This is a genomic window from Brucella pseudogrignonensis (genome assembly GCF_002252525.1).
GTDB classification, from domain to species: Bacteria; Pseudomonadota; Alphaproteobacteria; order Rhizobiales; family Rhizobiaceae; genus Brucella; species Brucella pseudogrignonensis.
In genome coordinates this window covers 1-18,808 of the sequence record NZ_NNRM01000011.1, presented here as the reverse complement: position 1 = coordinate 18,808, position 18,808 = coordinate 1, and the positions used below count along the sequence as shown (strand labels likewise).

Below are 18,808 nucleotides of genomic sequence, written 5' to 3'. Positions count from 1 at the left end.
AGTGATATGAATAAGCCCGTTACTCCTCAAACGCCAAAGTTCCGTTCACGCGCATGGTTCGATAATCCGGACAATGTCGATATGACCGCGCTCTATCTTGAGCGCTACATGAATTACGGTCTCAGTCAGGAAGAGCTGCAATCCGGTCGACCGATCATCGGCATTGCGCAGACGGGCTCTGACCTTTCACCGTGCAACCGTCATCATCTGGAGCTGGCCAATCGCGTGCGTGAAGGTGTGCGTGAAGCGGGCGGTATCGTGATCGAATTTCCGGTTCATCCGATCCAGGAAACTGGCAAACGTCCGACTGCGGGCCTTGATCGCAACCTCGCATATCTCGGCCTTGTCGAAGTGCTTTATGGCTATCCGCTCGATGGTGTTGTGCTGACGATTGGTTGTGACAAGACCACGCCTGCCTGCCTGATGGCTGCTGCAACCGTCAATATTCCTGCGATTGCGCTGTCGGTTGGTCCGATGCTCAATGGCTGGTTCCGTGGCGAACGCACGGGTTCGGGCACCATCGTCTGGAAGGCGCGCGAGTTGCTCGCCAAAGGCGAGATCGACTATGCGGGCTTTATCAAGCTGGTTGCTTCGTCGGCACCATCGACCGGCTATTGCAACACGATGGGCACAGCAACGACGATGAATTCGCTTGCCGAAGCGCTTGGTATGCAGCTGCCGGGTTCGGCGGCAATTCCAGCGCCTTATCGTGATCGTCAGGAAGTGTCCTATCTGACGGGCCGCCGTATTGTTGAGATGGTCTATGAAGATCTGAAGCCAACAGACATCATGACCAAGGAAGCATTCATCAATGCAATTCGCGTGAATTCGGCAATTGGTGGTTCGACCAATGCGCCGATCCATTTGAATGCGCTGGCGCGTCACGTTGGCGTCGATCTGACGATTGACGACTGGCAGAAATATGGTGAGGAAATTCCGCTGCTGGTCAATCTTCAGCCAGCGGGTGAGTATCTCGGTGAAGATTATTACCATGCGGGTGGTGTGCCAGCAGTCGTCAATCAGCTGATGGGGCAGGGCCTCATTCATGAGAATGCGCTGACTGTTAACGGCAAGACCATCGGTGAAAACTGCAAGAACGCCACGATTGAAGACAGCAATGTCATCAAGACTTATGATGATCCATTGAAGAGCCATGCCGGGTTCCGCGTGTTGCGCGGTAATCTGTTCTCGTCGGCGATTATGAAGCTCAGCGTTATTTCGGAAGAATTCCGCAATCGCTATCTCACTGACGAGAAAGATCCGAATGCCTTTGAAGGCAAGGCTGTCGTGTTTGACGGCCCGGAAGATTATCATCACCGCATCGACGACCCGTCGCTGGAAATCGATGAGCATACCGTGCTGTTCATGCGTGGGGCAGGGCCAATCGGCTATCCGGGCGCGGCAGAAGTCGTGAATATGCGCGCGCCAGACTATCTCTTGAAGAAGGGCATAAGCTCGCTGCCATGCATTGGCGACGGCCGTCAGTCGGGCACATCTGGTTCGCCATCAATCCTCAATGCATCACCAGAAGCAGCTGCTGGTGGTGGTCTGGCGCTGCTCAGAATGGGTGATCGTGTGCGTATCGATCTTGGTCGCGGCACTGCCGATATTCTGATTTCTGATGAAGAACTGGCAGAACGCCGCAAGGCTCTCGAAGCTGCTGGTGGTTACAAATATCCGGAAAGCCAGACGCCGTGGCAGGAAATTCAGCGCGCGGTTGTTGGCCAGATGGAAACAGGTGCCGTTCTCGAAAACGCAGTCAAATATCAGGACATTGCGCATACGCGTGGCCTGCCGCGAGATAACCACTAAATGTCCGGCGCAAAAACACCATTTGCGGCAGTGGCGGATTGGGGGACAACCCGGTTCCGCCTCTGGACGCTGGATTTTGATGGCAATGTGCTCAAGGAAAGCCGCGGCGACGACGGGTTGATCTCAGCAAAAGAAACGGGTTTTGAGACGCTGCTCGAACGGCATCTTGCCTCCGTGGATGCGCCGGATGATCTGCCGGTGGTGATCTGCGGTATGGCCGGTTCGCGGACCGGCTGGATCGAAGCACCCTATATGAATTTGCCTGCCGGGCTTGAAGGAGTGGTCGCTGCTGCGGTGCGCGTGCCTGCAAAGCGGCATGTCATCATGCTGCCGGGTGTTGCGCGACGTAGCGAGGATGCGCCCGACGTAATGCGCGGCGAAGAAACCAAGCTGCTTGGGCTGGTGCATCGCGGCACGCGTGATGCCGTGGTGGTGATGCCCGGCACTCATGCGAAGTGGGTGCATATCGCAGACGGCAAGCTTAACGATTACCGCTCTTTCATGACCGGCGAATTGTTCGCACTCCTGAAAGACAAGTCGGTTCTGGCCGGTGCGCTTGAAGGAGCTGGGCCGGTTGATCCAAAGAGTGCAGCCTTTGCTGCGGGTGTCAAAGCCTCGCTTGAGACACCTGAGCTTATCGCCAATGCGCTCTTTACGGTGCGCGCTGGCTGGCTGGTGCATGACTATAAGCCGACAGATCAGCTTGCACGTCTGTCGGGTCTGTTGATCGGGCTGGAAGTTGCCGGTGGCCGCACATTGTTTGGTAAACCAAGCGAGGTTCTGCTGCTTTCCGACGGCATGATGGGTGCGCTTTATGCTTCTGCACTTGAGATTTCCGGTGTGAAAGTGAACCGCATCGAGGCCGATGAGCTGGTGCGCGATGGGCTGTTTATGGCGGCAAAACACGCATTTGCGGGAGGCGCGCAATGAGCGAACGTATCGTATGGCCGAAGCTTCGTTATCCGCTGGTGGCTATCCTGCGCGGCATTCGACCAGAAGAAACGGAAGGCGTTGTCACCGCTCTGATCGAGGTGGGTTTTGAGGCGATTGAAATTCCGCTCAATTCGCCGGAGCCGTTTGTATCCATTGAAAAGGCTGCCAAGCTCGCGCCAGACAATGTGCTGATTGGTGCTGGCACAGTGCTTTCGGTCGAGAATGTGGATCGGCTCAATGATGTTGGTGGTCGACTTCTGGTCAGCCCCAATGTCGAGCCTGATGTCATTCGCCGCGCGAGCAGACATGGCATGGTGACGATGCCTGGCGTGTTTACGCCGACCGAGGCTTTTAGCGCCATTCATGCTGGCGCATCAGCGCTGAAATTTTTCCCGGCAAGCGTGCTGGGTGCTGACGGTATCAAGGCCATTTGCGCGGTCTTGCCGAAGGATATTCCGGTGGGCGCCGTGGGTGGTGTATCGGAAAATGATTTTGCGACTTATCGGGCAGCGGGAGTGAGCTGTTTCGGACTTGGTTCCAGTCTTTACAAGGCTGGTTTGACGGTCGCTGACGTGCGTGAACGCGCGCAGCGTGCGGTTGAGGCATGGGACAAGATCGTGGGCTAGAGCATGTCTCCCAAAAGTGGGAACCGGTTTTGGGACAAAGACATGCGTAAAAACGAAAGCTTAAAGCATCTTGTTTTGGAGGAATTCCGCAGGGCCTAACGGCGGGGGCGGAAATTTTGGGAGAACGGCAGGCTTATAGAGCCTGTCCCAATTTGGGAGTGAGACAATGGCAGGCATAAAATCATTAACACTGGCAGTGGCTATGGCCGCCTTTGCCTTTACCGGCTTTGCACACGCAGAGGACAAAGGTCTTGTGGGTGTAGCAATGCCAACCAAGTCGTCGGCGCGCTGGATTGCAGACGGCGACAACATGGTAAAGGTGCTCAAAGAGCGCGGTTATCAGACCGATCTTCAGTATGCTGAAGACGATGTTCCAAACCAGCTGGCCCAGATCGAAAACATGGTCACCAAGGGCGCCAAGGTTCTTGTTGTGGCATCGATCGACGGCACAACGCTTTCAGATGTGCTGGCCAAGGCCAATGAAGCAGGCATCAAGGTCATCGCTTATGACCGTTTGATCCGCGATACGCCGAATGTGTCGTATTACGCGACCTTCGATAACTTCCAGGTCGGCGTACTTCAGGCACAGTCCATTGAGACTGCTCTTGATCTCAAGAATAAGGAAGGCCCGTTCAATATCGAGCTTTTCGGTGGTTCGCCTGACGATAACAATGCCTACTTCTTCTACAACGGCGCAATGTCGGTTCTCCAGCCATATATCGACAGCGGTAAGCTCGTTGTTGCCAGCGGCCAGACCGGCATGGACAAGGTAGCAACGCTGCGCTGGGATGGTGCGACCGCTCAGGCCCGTATGGATTCGATCCTTTCGGCTTTCTATTCCGACAAGAAGCTCAATGCAGTGCTGTCGCCTTATGATGGTATTTCCATCGGTATCCTGTCCTCGCTCAAGGGTGTAGGCTATGGCAGCGGTGATATGCCAATGCCGATCGTATCCGGTCAGGATGCGGAAGTGCCTTCGGTCAAGTCGATCCTTGCTGGCGAGCAGAACTCGACCATCTTCAAGGATACGCGCGAACTCGCCAAGGTGACTGTCGATATGGTTGACGCGCTGATGAGCGGCAAGGAACCAGAAGTGAACGACACAAAGACCTATGACAATGGCGTCAAGGTTGTGCCGTCTTATCTGCTCAAGCCGGTTATTGTCGACAAGTCGAACTGGAAGCAGGTTCTGGTCGATAGCGGTTATTACAAAGAAGACCAGATCCAGTAAATTTGTGCCCGGACGCGTGCTGATAAACGCGTCCGGAATGCCTGCTCATTGCCACCATCCCCGCCACCCAGTTTTCGAACTGGGTTAGGCTAACAGATTGACAGCGTTGTCTTTTTGAGGGCTGAGGGTTCGCAGAATGATGGCATGGCAGGCTACAGCTTAATTCCTTCAACTTGAGTAAGTTAAGGTAAAATTATGCTGTAAATACAGATATTTAGAGCGAGATTTGTGCGCCCCAGAGGGCGCGTGGCGCTCTAGTAATGGGAGCGAGCGATGAACGTAGCCAATCCTGTCCCGCTTGAGCAGAACAGCGGTCAGCCGGATATTGCCGGTAAACCCCTGCTTGAGATGCGCGGCATCAGCAAATCCTTCGGTGTCGTGAAGGCGTTGAGCGATGTCAATTTTACCGTGATGCCGGGAGAGATTCACGCATTTGTCGGCGAAAACGGCGCGGGCAAATCAACGCTGATGAAAGTGCTGTCGGGTGTTTATCCCTCCGGCAGCTATGAAGGTTCGATCTTTTTTGACGGAGAAGAGCGACACTTCCGCGATATCAATGATTCCGAAGCGCTTGGCATTGTCATCATCCATCAGGAGCTGGCGCTGGTGCCGCTCATGACGATTGCTGAGAATATTTTTCTCGTCAATCCGCCTGCAAGCTATGGTGTTATTGACCGCAGCGAGGTGCATAGCCGCACAAAGGCGCTTTTGAAGAAGGTTGGCCTGACGGAATCGCCGGATACGCTGGTGACGGATATTGGCGTCGGCAAACAGCAGCTCGTCGAAATTGCCAAAGCGCTTTCCAAACGTGTGCGCCTTCTGATCCTTGATGAGCCAACGGCAAGCCTCAACGAAACCGATAGTGCGGCCTTGTTGGCATTGCTGCGCGAGTTTCGCGCGCAGGGCATCACTTCGATCCTTATTTCGCACAAGCTCAATGAAATTCGTGAAGTAGCCGACAAGATCACGGTGCTGCGCGATGGTCGCGCTGTAGCAACGCTTGATTGCAATGCTGGCGAGGTCGAGGAAGACGATATCATCCGCAAGATGGTCGATCGTGATCTGGAAAGCCGCTATCCAAAGCGCGATCCGAACATTGGCGATGTGATTTTCGAGGTCGACAACTGGTCCGTTTATCATCCGCTTCATCCGGAGCGCCACTCCGTCAAGAACGTTTCGTTTAAGGTGCGAGCCGGTGAGATCGTCGGTATTGCCGGCCTGATGGGCGCTGGTCGTACCGAGTTTGCCATGAGCCTCTTCGGGCGTTCATGGGGTACGAATATTTCCGGTGAAGCTCGTATGAACGGCACTCCGGTTGATATTTCTACGGTCGCCCGCGCCATCAAATCGGGGCTCGCCTATGTGACTGAGGACCGCAAAAAGCTGGGCCTTGTTCTTGGCGAGAATATATCGCGCAACATATCGCTTGCACATTTGCGCGGTGTCAGCCCCAAGGGTGTGATCGACAGTATTCGCGAAATGAAGGTTGCGAACAGCTATCGCGATCAGATGAGCATCCGCTGCCACAACGTCTATCAGGAAACGGGCACGCTTTCAGGCGGCAACCAGCAGAAGGTGGTGCTGTCGAAATGGCTGTTCACCGGGCCGGATGTGCTGATCCTCGATGAACCGACGCGCGGCATCGATGTGGGCGCGAAATACGACATTTACACAATCATCAATTCACTGGCTGACAGCGGCAAGGGCGTGGTCGTCATTTCATCCGAAATGCCTGAACTGATCGGTATCTGCGACCGCATTGTCGTCATGCATGAGGGAGCTTTCGTCGGCGAAGTGGCTGGCGAAGGAGCGACGCAGGAGAACATCATGCGCGCCATCATGCGGAACAAGGGAAAACAATAATGAGCGAGAACGTAATTCAGAGCGGCCCGAAAGCGCCGAGCGGTGTGGGGCGTTATCTCAAAAACAATCTGCGTGAATCGGGAATGTTGCTCTCGCTCATCGCGATCATGATCTTTTTCCAGATCGTGACCGGCGGCGTGCTGATGAAGCCGCTGAACCTCACCAATCTCGTACTGCAGAACAGCTATATCGTCATTATGGCGCTCGGAATGCTGCTGGTTATCGTGACCGGGCACATCGATCTTTCGGTCGGATCGGTCTGCGGTTTCATCGGCGCACTGGCAGCTGTCATGATGGTGCGGTGGGGAATTCCATTTCCGATCGCAGCCATTCTGTGCTTGCTGGTAGGAGGGATTATCGGCGCGATGCAGGGCTTCTGGGTCGCTTATTTCAACATTCCATCTTTCATCGTGACGCTCGCGGGGATGCTGGTTTTCAAGGGGCTGATGCTTGCCGTTCTTGGTGGGCAGTCGGTCGGGCCATTCCCGCAGGTTTTCCAGAAGCTTTCGTCCGGCTTCATTCCGGAGTTTATTGGCACAACATCAGGCGGTATCTATCTCACATCGCTGATCCTCGGCGTGGTCATTGCGGGCTTCATCGTCTGGCAGAACACAAGATCGCGCGCGCGCCATATCGCGCATGAGGTGGAGACAGAACCGTTCGGCCTGTTCGTGGCCAAGAATATTCTATTCTTTGCAGGTATTGCTTATCTCGCGCTGCTGATTTCGTCGCATCGCGGTATGCCTAACGTCCTGATTATCATGGCTGTTTTGATCGCTGCCTATGCATTCCTGACCAACCGAACAGTGATCGGTCGTCAGATTTATGCGGTGGGTGGCAATCGCCATGCGGCCAAGCTTTCGGGTGTTAAAACCGAGCGGCTGACCTTCCTCGTCTTCGTGAATATGGGCGTGCTGGCAGCGCTTGCGGGTCTGGTTTTCGCGGCTCGTCTCAACACGGCGACACCAAAGGCTGGCCTTGGTTTTGAGCTTGACGTGATTGCCGCCTGCTTCATCGGTGGTGCATCGGCATACGGTGGTGTGGGGCGTGTTACGGGTGCGGTGATTGGCGCGCTCATCATGGGCGTGATGAATAATGGCATGTCGATCTTGGGTATTGGTATCGATTATCAGCAGGTCATTAAGGGCATCGTGCTGCTGGGTGCCGTCTGCATCGACGTCTATAACCAGCGCCGCTAAATGGGCTTTGGCCATGAAATGGCCATATTCCTGACACGGGTTTGACACGATTTAACGTGTTTCAGAGGCCGCTTTTGCGGAAAAAAGCTCACAATCGGCGCGTTATCGCGCTGGTGCTTCGCCTTTTGGGAGAAGGAGGCAGAAGCCATTCGGGCCGGAACATTGTTCCGGCCCGATTTGTGTTTTTAGATCGCCGTACGGCGCGCGTGGTCGAGATAAATCTCGCGGAGCTTGAGAGCGACCGGACCGGGCTTGCCGCCACCGATAGGCTTGTCGTCGATAAACGAAATCGGCGTTACAAAAGTACCCGCGCTGGTCATGAAAGCTTCTTTCGCAGCATAGGCTTCATCAATCGTGAAAAGACGCTCTTCAAGCTTCATGCCGGTTTCAGCAATGAGCTGCAACAGCGACAAACGTGTGCAACCCGGCAGGACCGCATTGCTGTTCGGGCGGGTGACGATTACATCATCCTGAGTGACGATATAGCCGGTCGAAGATGCGCCTTCGGTGACGTAGCCGTCCTCTAACATCCAGGCCTCGCTGCAACCGGCATTCTGGGCGATTTCCTTGGCGAGAGCCTGTGGCAGAAGGCAGACGGTTTTGATGTCGCGACGCTTCCAGCGCAGATCATCCAGTGAAAGCACGCGGATGCCTGTTCCGACTTCCGGCCGGACCGCAAGGGCTTTAACTTGGGTGAACAGAACCACTGATGGCTTCAAACCTTTAGCGACAAAATCACGGTCGCGACCATCGCCGCGCGTTACTTGAAGATAGACCAGACCCTCGGTGAGATTGTTGCGGCGGATCAGTTCGCGCTCGATCTCGACAATCTCATCTTCGCTCATCGGCATAGGAATGCCGATTTCACCTGTCGAACGACGCAGACGCTTCATATGCGGGTCGCTATCGACCAGCTTGCCGTCAAGGACTGCGGTTACTTCGTAAATTCCGTCACCAAAGAGAAAACCACGATCAAAGATCGAGATTTTTGCATCGCGCGCGGCGACATAATCGCCATTCACATAAACGATGCGGTCTTCAAGTTCTGCTGAAACGGCCATGTTGGAACGGTCCTGAAAATAGCGCATCCCGAAAAGTGTGAAGCGATTTTCGGAACAGATGCGCGCAAACGCTAAAAAGAAAAGGCTGCGAAGAACATCGCAGCCTTTTCTTAAGATACCATCTCATCGGAAGGAACAATAATTTTCAGGCAGCCTGCTTTGCCGCTGTAATTGCTTCGCTGCGGATTTCTTCGGTCAGCTTCAGGCGCAGTTCGGAAAATTCCGGGCTGGCTTTGACCTGATAGGAACGCGGATGCTCAATATTGACCGGCGTGATCGATTTGATCTTGCCGGGACGGGCTGTCATCGTAACCACACGGGTCGCCATAAAGATCGACTCTTCAATATCGTGGGTGACGAAGATCACGGTTTTCTGCTCACGTTCCCAGATGCCGAGCAGGAGTTCCTGCATCAGTCCACGCGTCTGGTTGTCGAGCGCACCGAAAGGCTCATCAAGGAGCAGGATCTTTGGGTCATTGGCAAGTGCACGGGCGATTGCCGTGCGCTGCTGCATACCGCCCGAAAGCTGCTTCGGCCAGTGGTTTTCAAATCCGCGCAGACCAACTTTATCGATATAGCTATCGATGATTTCGCGAGCCTGCTTTTCCGGCATACCTTTTTCGCGCAGACCGAAACCGACATTCTGCCGAACGGTTAGCCATGGAAACAGCGTATAAGACTGGAACACCATGCCGCGATCAGCACCCGGTCCTTTGACCGGCTGACCTTCGAGTGTCACCGTACCAGTGGTCGGCTTGTCGAGACCAGCAATGATGCGCAGAAGCGTGGACTTGCCACAACCTGATGGACCAAGAATGGTGACGAAATCATTCTTCGGAATGATGAGATCAGTTGATTGCAGAGCGAGTGTTGGTTTGCCGCCGTGAACACCCGGAAAGGTACGGCTCACGCCTTTAACGACGAGTTCCTGTTCGGTTGTCGTAACCATTACGCAAACCTCCACGCAAAGAGCCAGCGGTTGATGTATTTGAACGCCAGATCAGAAATCAGGCCGATAACGCCGATTACAATGATGCCGAAAATGATCTGTCCGGTCGCCATAAGCGCCTGCGAATTGATGATCATATAGCCGATGCCCGACGATGCGCCGATCAGCTCAGCGACGATCACATAAGTCCATGCCCAGCCCAGCACGAGGCGCAGCGTTTCGGCAATATCGGGAGCGCTTGACGGCACAAGCACACGGCGAATAACGCCGCGATCCTTGGCGCCGAGTGTATAGGCTGCTTCAACCAGATCGCGGCGCGTGTTGGAAACAATGACAGCGATCATCAGAATGAGCTGGAAGACTGCGCCGATGAAGATGACGAGCAGCTTCTGCGTTTCGCCAATGCCCGACCACAGAATGAGAAGCGGTACGAAAGCCGAGGCAGGCAAATAGCGTGCGAAGGAGACGAACGGTTCGAGCAGCGCTTCAATGGGTTTATATGCACCCATCGCAATGCCAAGCGGAATGGCAACGATGCTGGCCATGATGAAGCCGCCCAGCACGCGCCAGACAGTCATGCCGATATCCGAAAGGAAACCCTGATTGGCGATGAGATCATATCCATCCTTCACCATCGTGATCGGATCGGCGAGGAAGGTGGGCGAAACAAAGCCTCCGAGCGTTGCAACGCCCCAGAAAGCAAAGAAAAGCACGAAGAACAGAATTCCCAGAAGAATTCGGGCTCCGTTTCCAATCGGTTGCATAGGCTGCATAGATATATCCGTTTAGTCAGGCACTACATGAGGCTGAAATGAAACAGACCCGGAGCGAACTCCGAGCCTGCTTTTTCGATGTGATTACTTGATGAAGCTTGTGTCGACAATATCGTCGAGGTTCGGCTTGTTCTTTATCACGCCAGCGTCAAGCAGGAGCTTGGTGGCTTCTTCCGAAAACTCCTTGAACTCGCCTTCAAAGAACTTCTGGTTGGCGGCTTTGTCCTGCCAGCGCAGATAGGCGGCGGACTTACCAAATTCTTCGCCTGACTGCTTCACATCCTTGCCCATGATTTCGTAGGACTTGGCCTGATCGGCTGCAATCATTTCAAGCGCTTCGAAATAGCTGTTGGCAAGTGCCTTTGCGGCTTCCGGGTTCTTTTCAAGGAAATCCGGGGTGCAGCCAACGGTGTCCATGACAGCCGGATATTCGAGTGTTGTGGCGAGAATTTTGCCTTTGTCGGGTGCTGCACGTACCGTCGACAGATATGGTTCGTAGGTCAGGGCAGCGTCGTTCTGGCCTGCAACGAAAGCCTGTGCTGCTGGTCCCGGTTCCATGTTAACGATCTTCACGTCCTTGGTGGTCATGCCGTTCTTGGCCAGCATGAAGGCAAGGAAGAAGTATGGCGACGTGCCGGGAGCGGAAGCGGCAATGGTCTTGCCCTTCAGGTCGGCAAAGGAATTGACATCGGCGCGCACGGCGATGCCGTCAGCGCCATAGGATTTGTCCATCTGGAAAATCTGCTTGGACTTCACGCCAGCCGCGTTCCAGATAATCCATGTTTCAACGGTGGTTGCCGCGCACTGGATATCGCCCGATGCGAGCGCCAGGTGGCGGCTTGCCTGCGGAATTTTATTGAGCGTGACGTCGAGGCCGTTCTTTTTGAAGATACCTGCTTCTTTCGCAAGCGTCAGCGGACCAAAGCCGGTCCAGCCGGAAAAGCCGATTGCGACTTTTGTTTCTGCCTGTGCGCTCGAAGCGAAGGTGAGCGCTGCGAGGGCTGCGCCTGCCAACCAAGATTTTCTCATATGTGAACCCCTTTTTTGTTTTAAGCATATACATATTCTGGCAGACAAATTAGCAGGGGGGAAATTTCTGTCCAGAGAGGCATATAAAGAATCCTTTGGCCGCCAAACTGTTCAAATTTCCCGTAGATTGTTGATTATACTTCGATAATCGCAATCCGATAGACGATCCCCTTACCAATAAGTTCTAGAGAAAACTGAGCCTCTCCCGACATGACCAAGCAATCATGCAGGCTCAGATGCGCGATTCTGCTGTCTGTTTTTAGATCGAAATTGCCTTCTGCACAGAAAATAAGCATGGCGCCACAATTGGATGCAACAATTCTCGAATCATCAATGGCGATGCGTTCGACGTGATGCGTGAAGCGCCCGCGTCGCGTCATGACGTTGAGATCAGTGATTGTTCCGTCGATGAGGCGGGCACCAGAGCTGGCATCGGCGGCAAAAGCAAAGGGTGCTGTCTCGCGGGTGAGGGTGGTTTCCACACCTTCAACATCGAGAACAATGCCGTTGCCTTCCAGCACCGACAATGTGCGATCAATGCCAGTGAAAACCGAGAAGGGGCCGTCATTGGCAACGGTTGCTGTGGAAATGCGCCAGTCGAAATTATCGACTGACGCATTTTCAGGATGGATCGCAATTTCAACCGTAACACCGCCACCGTTTTTCCATGGCATGCGGCGGTGTTCTTTGGCTTTGAGAACCGTAATCATCAGCCGAGCCATCCGTTGGACGCTGCCCAGAATGCGACTGGCGCTGTCAGCAGGATGCTGAGCGCTGTGCGAATATACCAGACGATAATCAGATCACGGAATTTGAGCGGAATTGACGTTGCCAGTACGCAAGGGATCGAGGCCGAAAGGAACAGAACCTGACTGACTGACACAACAGCGGCTAAAAATTTGAGGGCCACGTCTGCGTCCTTCAGAAGAATAGCAGGCAGGAACATCTCAGCAAGACCGGCGGCCATCGATTTGGCTGCAAGCATAGGATCTGAGAACTGAGCGATCCAAGTGAATGGATAGAGTGCAAGACCAAGAACATCGAAAATCGGCGTATATTTGGAGGCAAGAAGACCAAGAAGACCCACGGCCATAATGCTCGGTAGAATCATGGCTGCCATACGCAAGCCATCAAGGAAAGTGGCCCAGAGCAGGGGCAGAATTCGCGGGGCACTTTGAGCCTGCGTGATACCTGCGTCAATTGCTGTTTCGATACGGCCTTTGCCCTCGGGCAGTGGTGTATCACGGTCTCCCGGATGATCCATGCGGCTCAGCGGCCAAAGGCGCGCAGTTATTGCCGATACAATGAATGTGACGAAAAAAGTGGTCCAGAAATAAAGATTCCATGAATCCATCAAACCCAGAGTTTTTGCGACGATAATCATGAAAGTGGCGGAAACAGTTGAGAACCCGGTAGCAACGATTGCTGCTTCGCGGGCTGTGTACTTGCCTTCCTTATAGACACGGTCGGTGATGAGAAGGGCCAGTGAATAGCTACCGACAAAAGAAGCCACAGCGTCGATAGCCGACCAACCGGGTGTGCGCCAGATCGGACGCATAACGGGCTGCACAATAACTCCGGTGAATTCGAGCAGGCCATAACCGATCAAGAATGCGAGCGCCAAAGCGCCAATCGGAACGATTAGACCAACTGATAGAACGAGCTTGTCGAAAAGGAACGGAAGCATGTCTGGTGTGAAAAGTGGCGCCGGACCGACATCGGCGAGATACATGGCGGTTGCGATAAGGCCGAACAGACGCAAGACCGAGAAAATTCTTTCGGTCAGGTTCTTTTTCCACGTACCTGTTACGAAGGGGGCAAAGGCACCGTAAGCGATCAGCAGGCAGACAAAAACGAGAGCGGCAGGACGGAGCTGCGTGGCTATCGCGGTTGCTGCATGATCGAGCAGGATGGTCGATTTGCCGCCGATAGTGACGGGCACGAAAAAGAAAAAGATGCCTATAAAGCTGTATATGACCAGTTTCAGTGCCGCCGATCCACGAGAGGGCTCATTTCGGCCAAGCGTTACGTCTGTCATCGTTATTCCCCAGTATTTGCATGTTTTATGTAGCTATGAAAAAGGCGGCCTCCAAAGGAGCCGCCTTTCATCAAGTTCTTAATTGCCAAGGATTGCCGGGAGGCGAAGGCCTTGCTGCTTTGCCCAGTCGAGCGCTTCTTCATAGCCCGCATCGGCATGGCGCATGACGCCGGTTGCCGGATCATTCCACAACACACGACCGATGCGCTGGTCGGCATCTTCCGAACCGTCACAGCAGATGACCATGCCCGAATGCTGGCTAAAGCCCATGCCGACGCCGCCGCCGTGATGGAGCGATACCCATGTTGCGCCCGATGCTGTGTTGAGTAGCGCATTGAGCAGCGGCCAATCGGACACGGCGTCCGAGCCGTCCTTCATGGATTCGGTTTCCCGGTTTGGCGAAGCAACCGAGCCGCTATCGAGGTGATCGCGGCCAATGACGATAGGAGCTTTCAGTTCGCCATTGCGGACCATTTCGTTGAAGGCGAGGCCGAGGCGGTGACGATCACCGAGGCCGACCCAGCAGATGCGTGCTGGCAGACCCTGAAACGCGATGCGTTCCTTCGCCATGTCGAGCCAGTTGTGCAGATGTTTGTTGTCTGGCAGCAGTTCCTTCACCTTGGCATCTGTCTTTGCGATATCTTCCGGATCGCCGGAGAGAGCAGCCCAACGGAAAGGTCCAACGCCGCGGCAGAACAGCGGACGGATATAGGCAGGCACGAAGCCCGGGAAGGCAAATGCGTCTTCCAGACCTTCTTCAAGCGCCATCTGGCGGATGTTGTTGCCGTAATCGACCGTTGGAATGCCAGCATTCCAGAAGTCGAGCATGGCCTGAACCTGTACCTTCATCGAAGCGCGGGCGGCTTTTGCAACGCCCTTCGGATCGCTCTCCTGCTTAGCGCGCCATTCAGCAACGCTCCAGCCGATTGGCAGATAGCCATGCACCGGATCATGTGCCGAAGTCTGGTCTGTGACGATGTCAGGGCGCACGCCACGCTTGACGAGTTCCGGGAATATTTCAGCGGCATTGCCGATGAGTGCAATGGATTTGGCTTCACCTGCCTTGGTCCATTCGTCGATCTTGGCCAGAGCTTCATCAAGGCTGTGGGTCTTTTCATCGACATAGCGGGTTCGCAGGCGGAAATCGGCGCGGGTTTCGTCACACTCGACTGCGAGGCAGCTTGCACCGGCCATAACGGCTGCGAGAGGCTGTGCGCCGCCCATGCCGCCCAGACCACCGGTCAGAATCCATTTGCCCTTGAGGTTGCCGTCGTAATGCTGGCGACCGGCTTCAACAAAGGTTTCATAGGTGCCCTGAACAATGCCCTGTGCGCCGATGTAAATCCACGAACCGGCGGTCATCTGGCCATACATGGCGAGACCCTTCTTATCCAGTTCGTTGAAATGATCCCAGGTTGCCCAATGCGGCACGAGATTGGAATTGGCGATCAGAACACGTGGCGCATCCTTGTGGGTGCGGAACACACCGACCGGCTTGCCCGACTGCACCAGCAGGGTTTCGTCGTCGTTGAGCGTCTTGAGCGTTGCAACGATGCGGTCGAAATCGTCCCATGTGCGGGCTGCGCGACCAATGCCGCCATAGACAACCAGCTCATGCGGGCGTTCGGCAACATCCGGGTCGAGGTTGTTCATCAACATGCGCAGGGGGGCTTCGGTGAGCCAGCTCTTGGCGTTGAGCTCGGTGCCGCGTGGAGCGCGAACGTCGCGTTCGTTATGACGTGGGTTGGACATGATTTCCCCTTTTCGGACTTAGATCTTGGCAGCGATCTGTTCGAGACGCTGCAATAGGTTTTTGAGATGGGCGCGGAGTGGCTCGGCTTTGGCTTCGTCGTATGCGAAAGGCACGGCCTCGGTCGCCAGATGCGTGGATTGCGCTAGTTCCATTTGGATGGCGTGGACGCCGGTTTCGGGCTTGCCATAGTGGCGCGTCGTCCAACCGCCCTTGAAACGGCCATTGAGAATGGATGTGTAGCCGGTGGCGTTCTGGGTCACTTCCACGGCTGCGGCTTCAATTTCCGGTGCGCAGGTCTTACCGAGGTCTGTACCGATATTGAAATCCGGCAGTTTGCCTTCAAACAGGAACGGGATATGCGAGCGGATCGAGTGGCAATCATACAGGATCGCAACGCCGTGGATTGCTTTCACGCGTTCAATCTCGGAGGCCAAAGCATCGTGATAGGGCTTGTGAAAGCGGGCAATACGATCGGCAATATTGGTTTCTTTCGGTGCTTCGCCGTCTTTCCAGATGGCAAGGCCGTCGAAATCGGTTTCCGGGATCAGCGTCGTCGTATTCTGGCCCGGATAGAGGCTGACGCCTGCCGGATCGCGATTGGCATCGATGCAATAGCGATGAAAGGTGGCGCGGACGGTCGTGACATTGTCTAGAAGCCCGTCATAGAGCTTGTGGATATGCCAGTCGGTATCGGCAAGAATGCGGCCATTTTCATTGAGCCGTGCCCAGATGTCTTGCGGCACATCTGTTCCGGTGTGGGGCAGGCCGAGAATGACGGGTGACGTACCCTGATGCACTTCAAAAGCGCTCATATCAGACCTCCAGTGCAGGCAGGATGTTTGCGCTGATGCTGCCGGTGAACGAGCCATCGGCAATGATGGTGCTTGCAGCTGCGAGGTCGTTTGCCATGTAGCGATCAACTTCCAGCGTTGGCACTTTGGCGCGCAGAACGGCTATGGCGCTTTTCAGTTCAGGGCTGGTTTCAAGCGGGCCGCGCAGCTCAGCGCCGAGCGCGCCGGTCAATGCTTCAATGCCAATGATAGCGTTGAGGTTTTCGGTCATCTGCAACAGGCGGCGGGCACCGTGGCAGGCCATGGAAACATGATCTTCCTGATTGGCGGAGGTTGGTGTTGAATCAACCGATGCCGGATGCGCCATCTGCTTATTTTCGCTCATCAGTGCTGCCGAAGTGACTTCCGCAATCATCAGACCCGAATTGAGGCCCGGTTTCTTAGCAAGGAAGGCTGGCAGGCCGAAGGAAAGCGCAGGATCGACCAGAAGCGCGATGCGGCGCTGTGCAATTGCACCGATTTCGCAGACGGCAAGCGCGATCTGGTCTGCGGCAAAGGCAACTGGTTCGGCGTGGAAGTTGCCACCTGAAACCACGCTGTCATCGGAAAGGACAAGCGGGTTGTCGGTGACGGCATTGGCTTCGATTTCAAGTGTGCGCGCTGCCTGACGCAGAATGTCGAGACAGGCACCATCGACCTGTGGCTGACAGCGGATGCAATAAGGGTCCTGCACGCGCTGGTCGCCTTCAAGGTGACTCTCGCGAATAACCGAACCAGACAGCAGATTGCGCAGTGCTGCGGCCGTATCGATCTGGCCCTGATGGCCGCGCAGGGTGTGAATATCCGGATGGAATGGGGCAGTTGAACCCATCGCCGCATCGGTCGACAGTGCGCCGGTGATGAGGGCTGCCTGCAATGCACGATGCGCGCGGAACAGGCCGGCCAATGCCAGTGCAGTCGAGGTCTGTGTGCCGTTGATGAGGGCGAGACCTTCCTTCGCAGCCAGAACGACGGGCTTGAGGCCAGCCTTCTTAAGCGCATCAGCAGATGGCAGGCGTTCGCCCTGATAGAAGGCTTCACCTTCGCCGATCATGGCCGCTGCCATATGAGCGAGCGGTGCAAGATCGCCGGATGCGCCGACTGAACCCTTGGCCGGGATCATCGGGATCACGCCTTTTTCAAGCATGGCTTCGATGAGGGTGATGAGTTCGAGCCGCACGCCTGATGCACCACGGCCAAGCGAAATAAGCTTGAGCGCCATGATGAGGCGCACGATGTCTTCGCTCAGCGGTTCACCCACGCCACAGCAATGCGACAGGATCAGATTGCGCTGAAGTGTTGCCACATCTTCGGGCGCGATGCGGATAGAGGCAAGCTTACCAAAGCCAGTATTGATGCCATAAACCGGTGCATCGCCCGCGGCGATTTCGGCGATGCGTGCCGCTGCCTTTTCAACGCCCTTATGAAAGGACGGATCAATGCGGGCGGCGAGATTGCCGCGATAGATTTGTTCAAGCACGCCAAGTGAAACGTTGCCGGGATGAAGAACGAGGGACATGGAAAACTCCATTGAAAATTACTGATAGCGGCCTTTGAAAACCCGCTTCCAGAGCGGGTTGAAGCCAATGCGGTAAACAAGCTCTGCCGGACGCTCGACACTCCAGATGGCGAGATCCGCGTCCTTGCCGACCTCCAGCGTGCCGGTTTTGTCGAGCACGCCAAGGGCACGGGCTGCTTCGCGAGTGATACCTGCAATGCATTCATCGACTGTCATGCGGAACAGAGTTGCACCCATATTCATGGTGAGCAGAAGCGAGGTCATCGGCGAAGTGCCGGGATTGTTGTCGGTTGCAAGCGCCATTTTGGTGCCCGCCGCACGGAAAAGATCGACCGGCGGCTTTTGCGTTTCGCGGATGAAATAATAAGCGCCGGGAAGCAGAACCGCGACGGTTCCGGCCTTTGCCATGGCAGCCGCACCTTCGGCATCGGTATATTCGAGATGATCGGCAGAAAGCGCATCATATGAAGCAGCAAGTGCTGCGCCATGCAGATTGGAAAGCTGGTCTGCGTGGAGTTTGACCTGAAGGCGGTGCGCCTTTGCGGCATCGAAAACGCGTGCGATTTCATCCGGCAGGAAGGCGATGCCTTCGCAGAACCCGTCCACTGCATCGGCGAGATTTTCGCTCGCAATAGCAGGCAGCATTTCGTTGACGATCTTGTCGATGAAAGCCGTTTTATCGCCCTTCATTTCCGGCGGCAAAGCATGAGCGCCCAGAAATGTGGTGCGAATAGCAACGTCGCGTTCATGCCCAAGACGGCGAGCCGCACGCAATGACTTTGCTTCGCTGTCTGTATCGAGACCATAACCCGATTTGACTTCAACCGTCGTCACGCCTTCAGCAATCAGCGCATCAAGGCGTGGCAGGGTTTCACGGACCAGATCATCTTCGCTGGCTGCACGCAGGTTTTTAACAGAGGAAACAATTCCGCCGCCCGCCCGCGCAACTTCTTCGTAAGTGGCGCCATTCAGGCGCAGCTCAAATTCATGCGCGCGATTGCCTGCATGGACCAGATGCGTGTGACAGTCGATCAGACCGGGCGTGATCAGGCGGTTTTCGCAGTCAATCTTCTCAAGCGAGGCATATTCAGCAGGAAGATCAATTTCTGCGCCGACATAAGCGATTTTGCCATCTTTGACGGCAATTGCTGCAGCTTCGATCAAACCAAGTCCATCTGCCTTTTCCGATAGA

General features: G+C 55.1%; 16 protein-coding genes. 6 read left to right on the top strand and 10 right to left on the bottom strand.

Features of this window, described 5'->3' with window-relative positions; translation table 11 throughout:
* Positions 1-6: 6 nt before the first annotated feature.
* The 6 genes from CEV34_RS03365 to mmsB all read left to right on the top strand — a co-directional run bounded on the left by CEV34_RS03365 (position 7) and on the right by mmsB (position 7,664).
* Positions 7-1,812 carry an IlvD/Edd family dehydratase gene (locus tag CEV34_RS03365; protein ID WP_007876258.1) on the top strand — a complete coding sequence of 602 codons (1,806 nt, stop codon included), beginning with the start codon at positions 7-9 and terminating at the stop codon, positions 1,810-1,812.
* Positions 1,813-2,742 (top strand): 2-dehydro-3-deoxygalactonokinase, encoded by a 930-nt coding sequence (locus tag CEV34_RS03360; protein WP_007876257.1) that lies wholly within the window; start codon positions 1,813-1,815, stop codon positions 2,740-2,742.
* Positions 2,739-3,371: a 2-dehydro-3-deoxy-6-phosphogalactonate aldolase gene (locus CEV34_RS03355; protein ID WP_007876256.1), complete on the top strand. Its 633-nt coding sequence runs from the start codon at positions 2,739-2,741 to the stop codon at positions 3,369-3,371. The genes CEV34_RS03360 and CEV34_RS03355 overlap by 4 nt, the downstream gene beginning before the upstream one ends.
* A 166-nt stretch (positions 3,372-3,537) precedes the next feature.
* On the top strand, positions 3,538-4,602 hold the full coding sequence (gene chvE / locus CEV34_RS03350; protein ID WP_094543214.1) for a multiple monosaccharide ABC transporter substrate-binding protein: 1,065 nt from the start codon (positions 3,538-3,540) through the stop codon (positions 4,600-4,602).
* A gap of 273 nt (positions 4,603-4,875) precedes the next feature.
* Positions 4,876-6,465, top strand: a complete 1,590-nt coding sequence (gene mmsA / locus CEV34_RS03345; RefSeq protein WP_094543212.1) for a multiple monosaccharide ABC transporter ATP-binding protein — start codon at positions 4,876-4,878, stop codon at positions 6,463-6,465.
* Positions 6,465-7,664: a multiple monosaccharide ABC transporter permease gene (gene mmsB / locus CEV34_RS03340; protein ID WP_007876249.1), complete on the top strand. Its 1,200-nt coding sequence runs from the start codon at positions 6,465-6,467 to the stop codon at positions 7,662-7,664. Before mmsA ends, mmsB begins: the two co-directional genes overlap by 1 nt.
* Before the next feature lie 185 nt (positions 7,665-7,849).
* Here the strand turns inward: mmsB and CEV34_RS03335 are convergent, their stop codons facing one another.
* The 10 genes from CEV34_RS03335 to hutI form a co-directional block, all read right to left on the bottom strand.
* The gene (locus CEV34_RS03335) at positions 7,850-8,725 is read right to left on the bottom strand and encodes a D-amino-acid transaminase (RefSeq protein WP_039860071.1); all 876 of its coding nucleotides are present in this window, start codon (positions 8,723-8,725) and stop codon (positions 7,850-7,852) included.
* 145 nt (positions 8,726-8,870) lie between these two features.
* Positions 8,871-9,674, bottom strand: a complete 804-nt coding sequence (locus tag CEV34_RS03330; protein WP_007876245.1) for an ABC transporter ATP-binding protein — start codon at positions 9,672-9,674, stop codon at positions 8,871-8,873.
* On the bottom strand, positions 9,674-10,447 hold the full coding sequence (locus CEV34_RS03325) for an ABC transporter permease (RefSeq protein WP_007876244.1): 774 nt from the start codon (positions 10,445-10,447) through the stop codon (positions 9,674-9,676). Before CEV34_RS03325 ends, CEV34_RS03330 begins: the two co-directional genes overlap by 1 nt.
* Positions 10,448-10,531: 84 nt before the next feature.
* A complete protein-coding gene (locus tag CEV34_RS03320) occupies positions 10,532-11,476 on the bottom strand; it encodes an ABC transporter substrate-binding protein (RefSeq protein ID WP_039860058.1) in 945 nt (314 codons plus the stop codon).
* A 134-nt stretch (positions 11,477-11,610) separates the two neighbouring features.
* Positions 11,611-12,189, bottom strand: a complete 579-nt coding sequence (locus CEV34_RS03315) for a HutD/Ves family protein (RefSeq protein WP_039860069.1) — start codon at positions 12,187-12,189, stop codon at positions 11,611-11,613.
* Positions 12,186-13,514, bottom strand: coding sequence for a YjiH family protein (locus CEV34_RS03310; RefSeq protein WP_094543209.1), 1,329 nt, complete (start codon positions 13,512-13,514; stop codon positions 12,186-12,188). The genes CEV34_RS03315 and CEV34_RS03310 overlap by 4 nt, the downstream gene beginning before the upstream one ends.
* Positions 13,515-13,592: 78 nt before the next feature.
* Positions 13,593-15,266 (bottom strand): urocanate hydratase, encoded by a 1,674-nt coding sequence (gene hutU, locus CEV34_RS03305; protein ID WP_007876236.1) that lies wholly within the window; start codon positions 15,264-15,266, stop codon positions 13,593-13,595.
* Positions 15,267-15,284: 18 nt separating this feature from the next.
* Positions 15,285-16,079: an N-formylglutamate deformylase gene (gene hutG / locus CEV34_RS03300; RefSeq protein WP_007876234.1), complete on the bottom strand. Its 795-nt coding sequence runs from the start codon at positions 16,077-16,079 to the stop codon at positions 15,285-15,287.
* A gap of 1 nt (position 16,080) precedes the next feature.
* Positions 16,081-17,616, bottom strand: a complete 1,536-nt coding sequence (hutH, locus tag CEV34_RS03295) for a histidine ammonia-lyase (RefSeq protein ID WP_094543206.1) — start codon at positions 17,614-17,616, stop codon at positions 16,081-16,083.
* An 18-nt stretch (positions 17,617-17,634) separates the two neighbouring features.
* On the bottom strand, positions 17,635-18,808 hold a 1,174-nt coding region (hutI, locus tag CEV34_RS03290), incomplete at its 5' end, for an imidazolonepropionase (protein ID WP_143853302.1).

Excerpts from the sequence above, each read along its gene's own strand:
- CEV34_RS03365 (WP_007876258.1), top strand. The coding sequence starts at position 7 with ATGAATAAGCCCGTTACTCCTCAAACGCCAAAGTTCCGTTCACGCGCA.
- CEV34_RS03360 (WP_007876257.1), top strand. The coding sequence starts at position 1,813 with ATGTCCGGCGCAAAAACACCATTTGCGGCAGTGGCGGATTGGGGGACA.
- CEV34_RS03355 (WP_007876256.1), top strand. The coding sequence starts at position 2,739 with ATGAGCGAACGTATCGTATGGCCGAAGCTTCGTTATCCGCTGGTGGCT.
- chvE (WP_094543214.1), top strand. The coding sequence starts at position 3,538 with ATGGCAGGCATAAAATCATTAACACTGGCAGTGGCTATGGCCGCCTTT.
- mmsA (WP_094543212.1), top strand. The coding sequence starts at position 4,876 with ATGAACGTAGCCAATCCTGTCCCGCTTGAGCAGAACAGCGGTCAGCCG.
- mmsB (WP_007876249.1), top strand. The coding sequence starts at position 6,465 with ATGAGCGAGAACGTAATTCAGAGCGGCCCGAAAGCGCCGAGCGGTGTG.
- CEV34_RS03335 (WP_039860071.1), bottom strand. The coding sequence starts at position 8,725 with ATGGCCGTTTCAGCAGAACTTGAAGACCGCATCGTTTATGTGAATGGC.
- CEV34_RS03330 (WP_007876245.1), bottom strand. The coding sequence starts at position 9,674 with ATGGTTACGACAACCGAACAGGAACTCGTCGTTAAAGGCGTGAGCCGT.
- CEV34_RS03325 (WP_007876244.1), bottom strand. The coding sequence starts at position 10,447 with ATGCAGCCTATGCAACCGATTGGAAACGGAGCCCGAATTCTTCTGGGA.
- CEV34_RS03320 (WP_039860058.1), bottom strand. The coding sequence starts at position 11,476 with ATGAGAAAATCTTGGTTGGCAGGCGCAGCCCTCGCAGCGCTCACCTTC.
- CEV34_RS03310 (WP_094543209.1), bottom strand. The coding sequence starts at position 13,514 with ATGACAGACGTAACGCTTGGCCGAAATGAGCCCTCTCGTGGATCGGCG.
- hutU (WP_007876236.1), bottom strand. The coding sequence starts at position 15,266 with ATGTCCAACCCACGTCATAACGAACGCGACGTTCGCGCTCCACGCGGC.
- hutG (WP_007876234.1), bottom strand. The coding sequence starts at position 16,079 with ATGAGCGCTTTTGAAGTGCATCAGGGTACGTCACCCGTCATTCTCGGC.
- hutH (WP_094543206.1), bottom strand. The coding sequence starts at position 17,616 with ATGTCCCTCGTTCTTCATCCCGGCAACGTTTCACTTGGCGTGCTTGAA.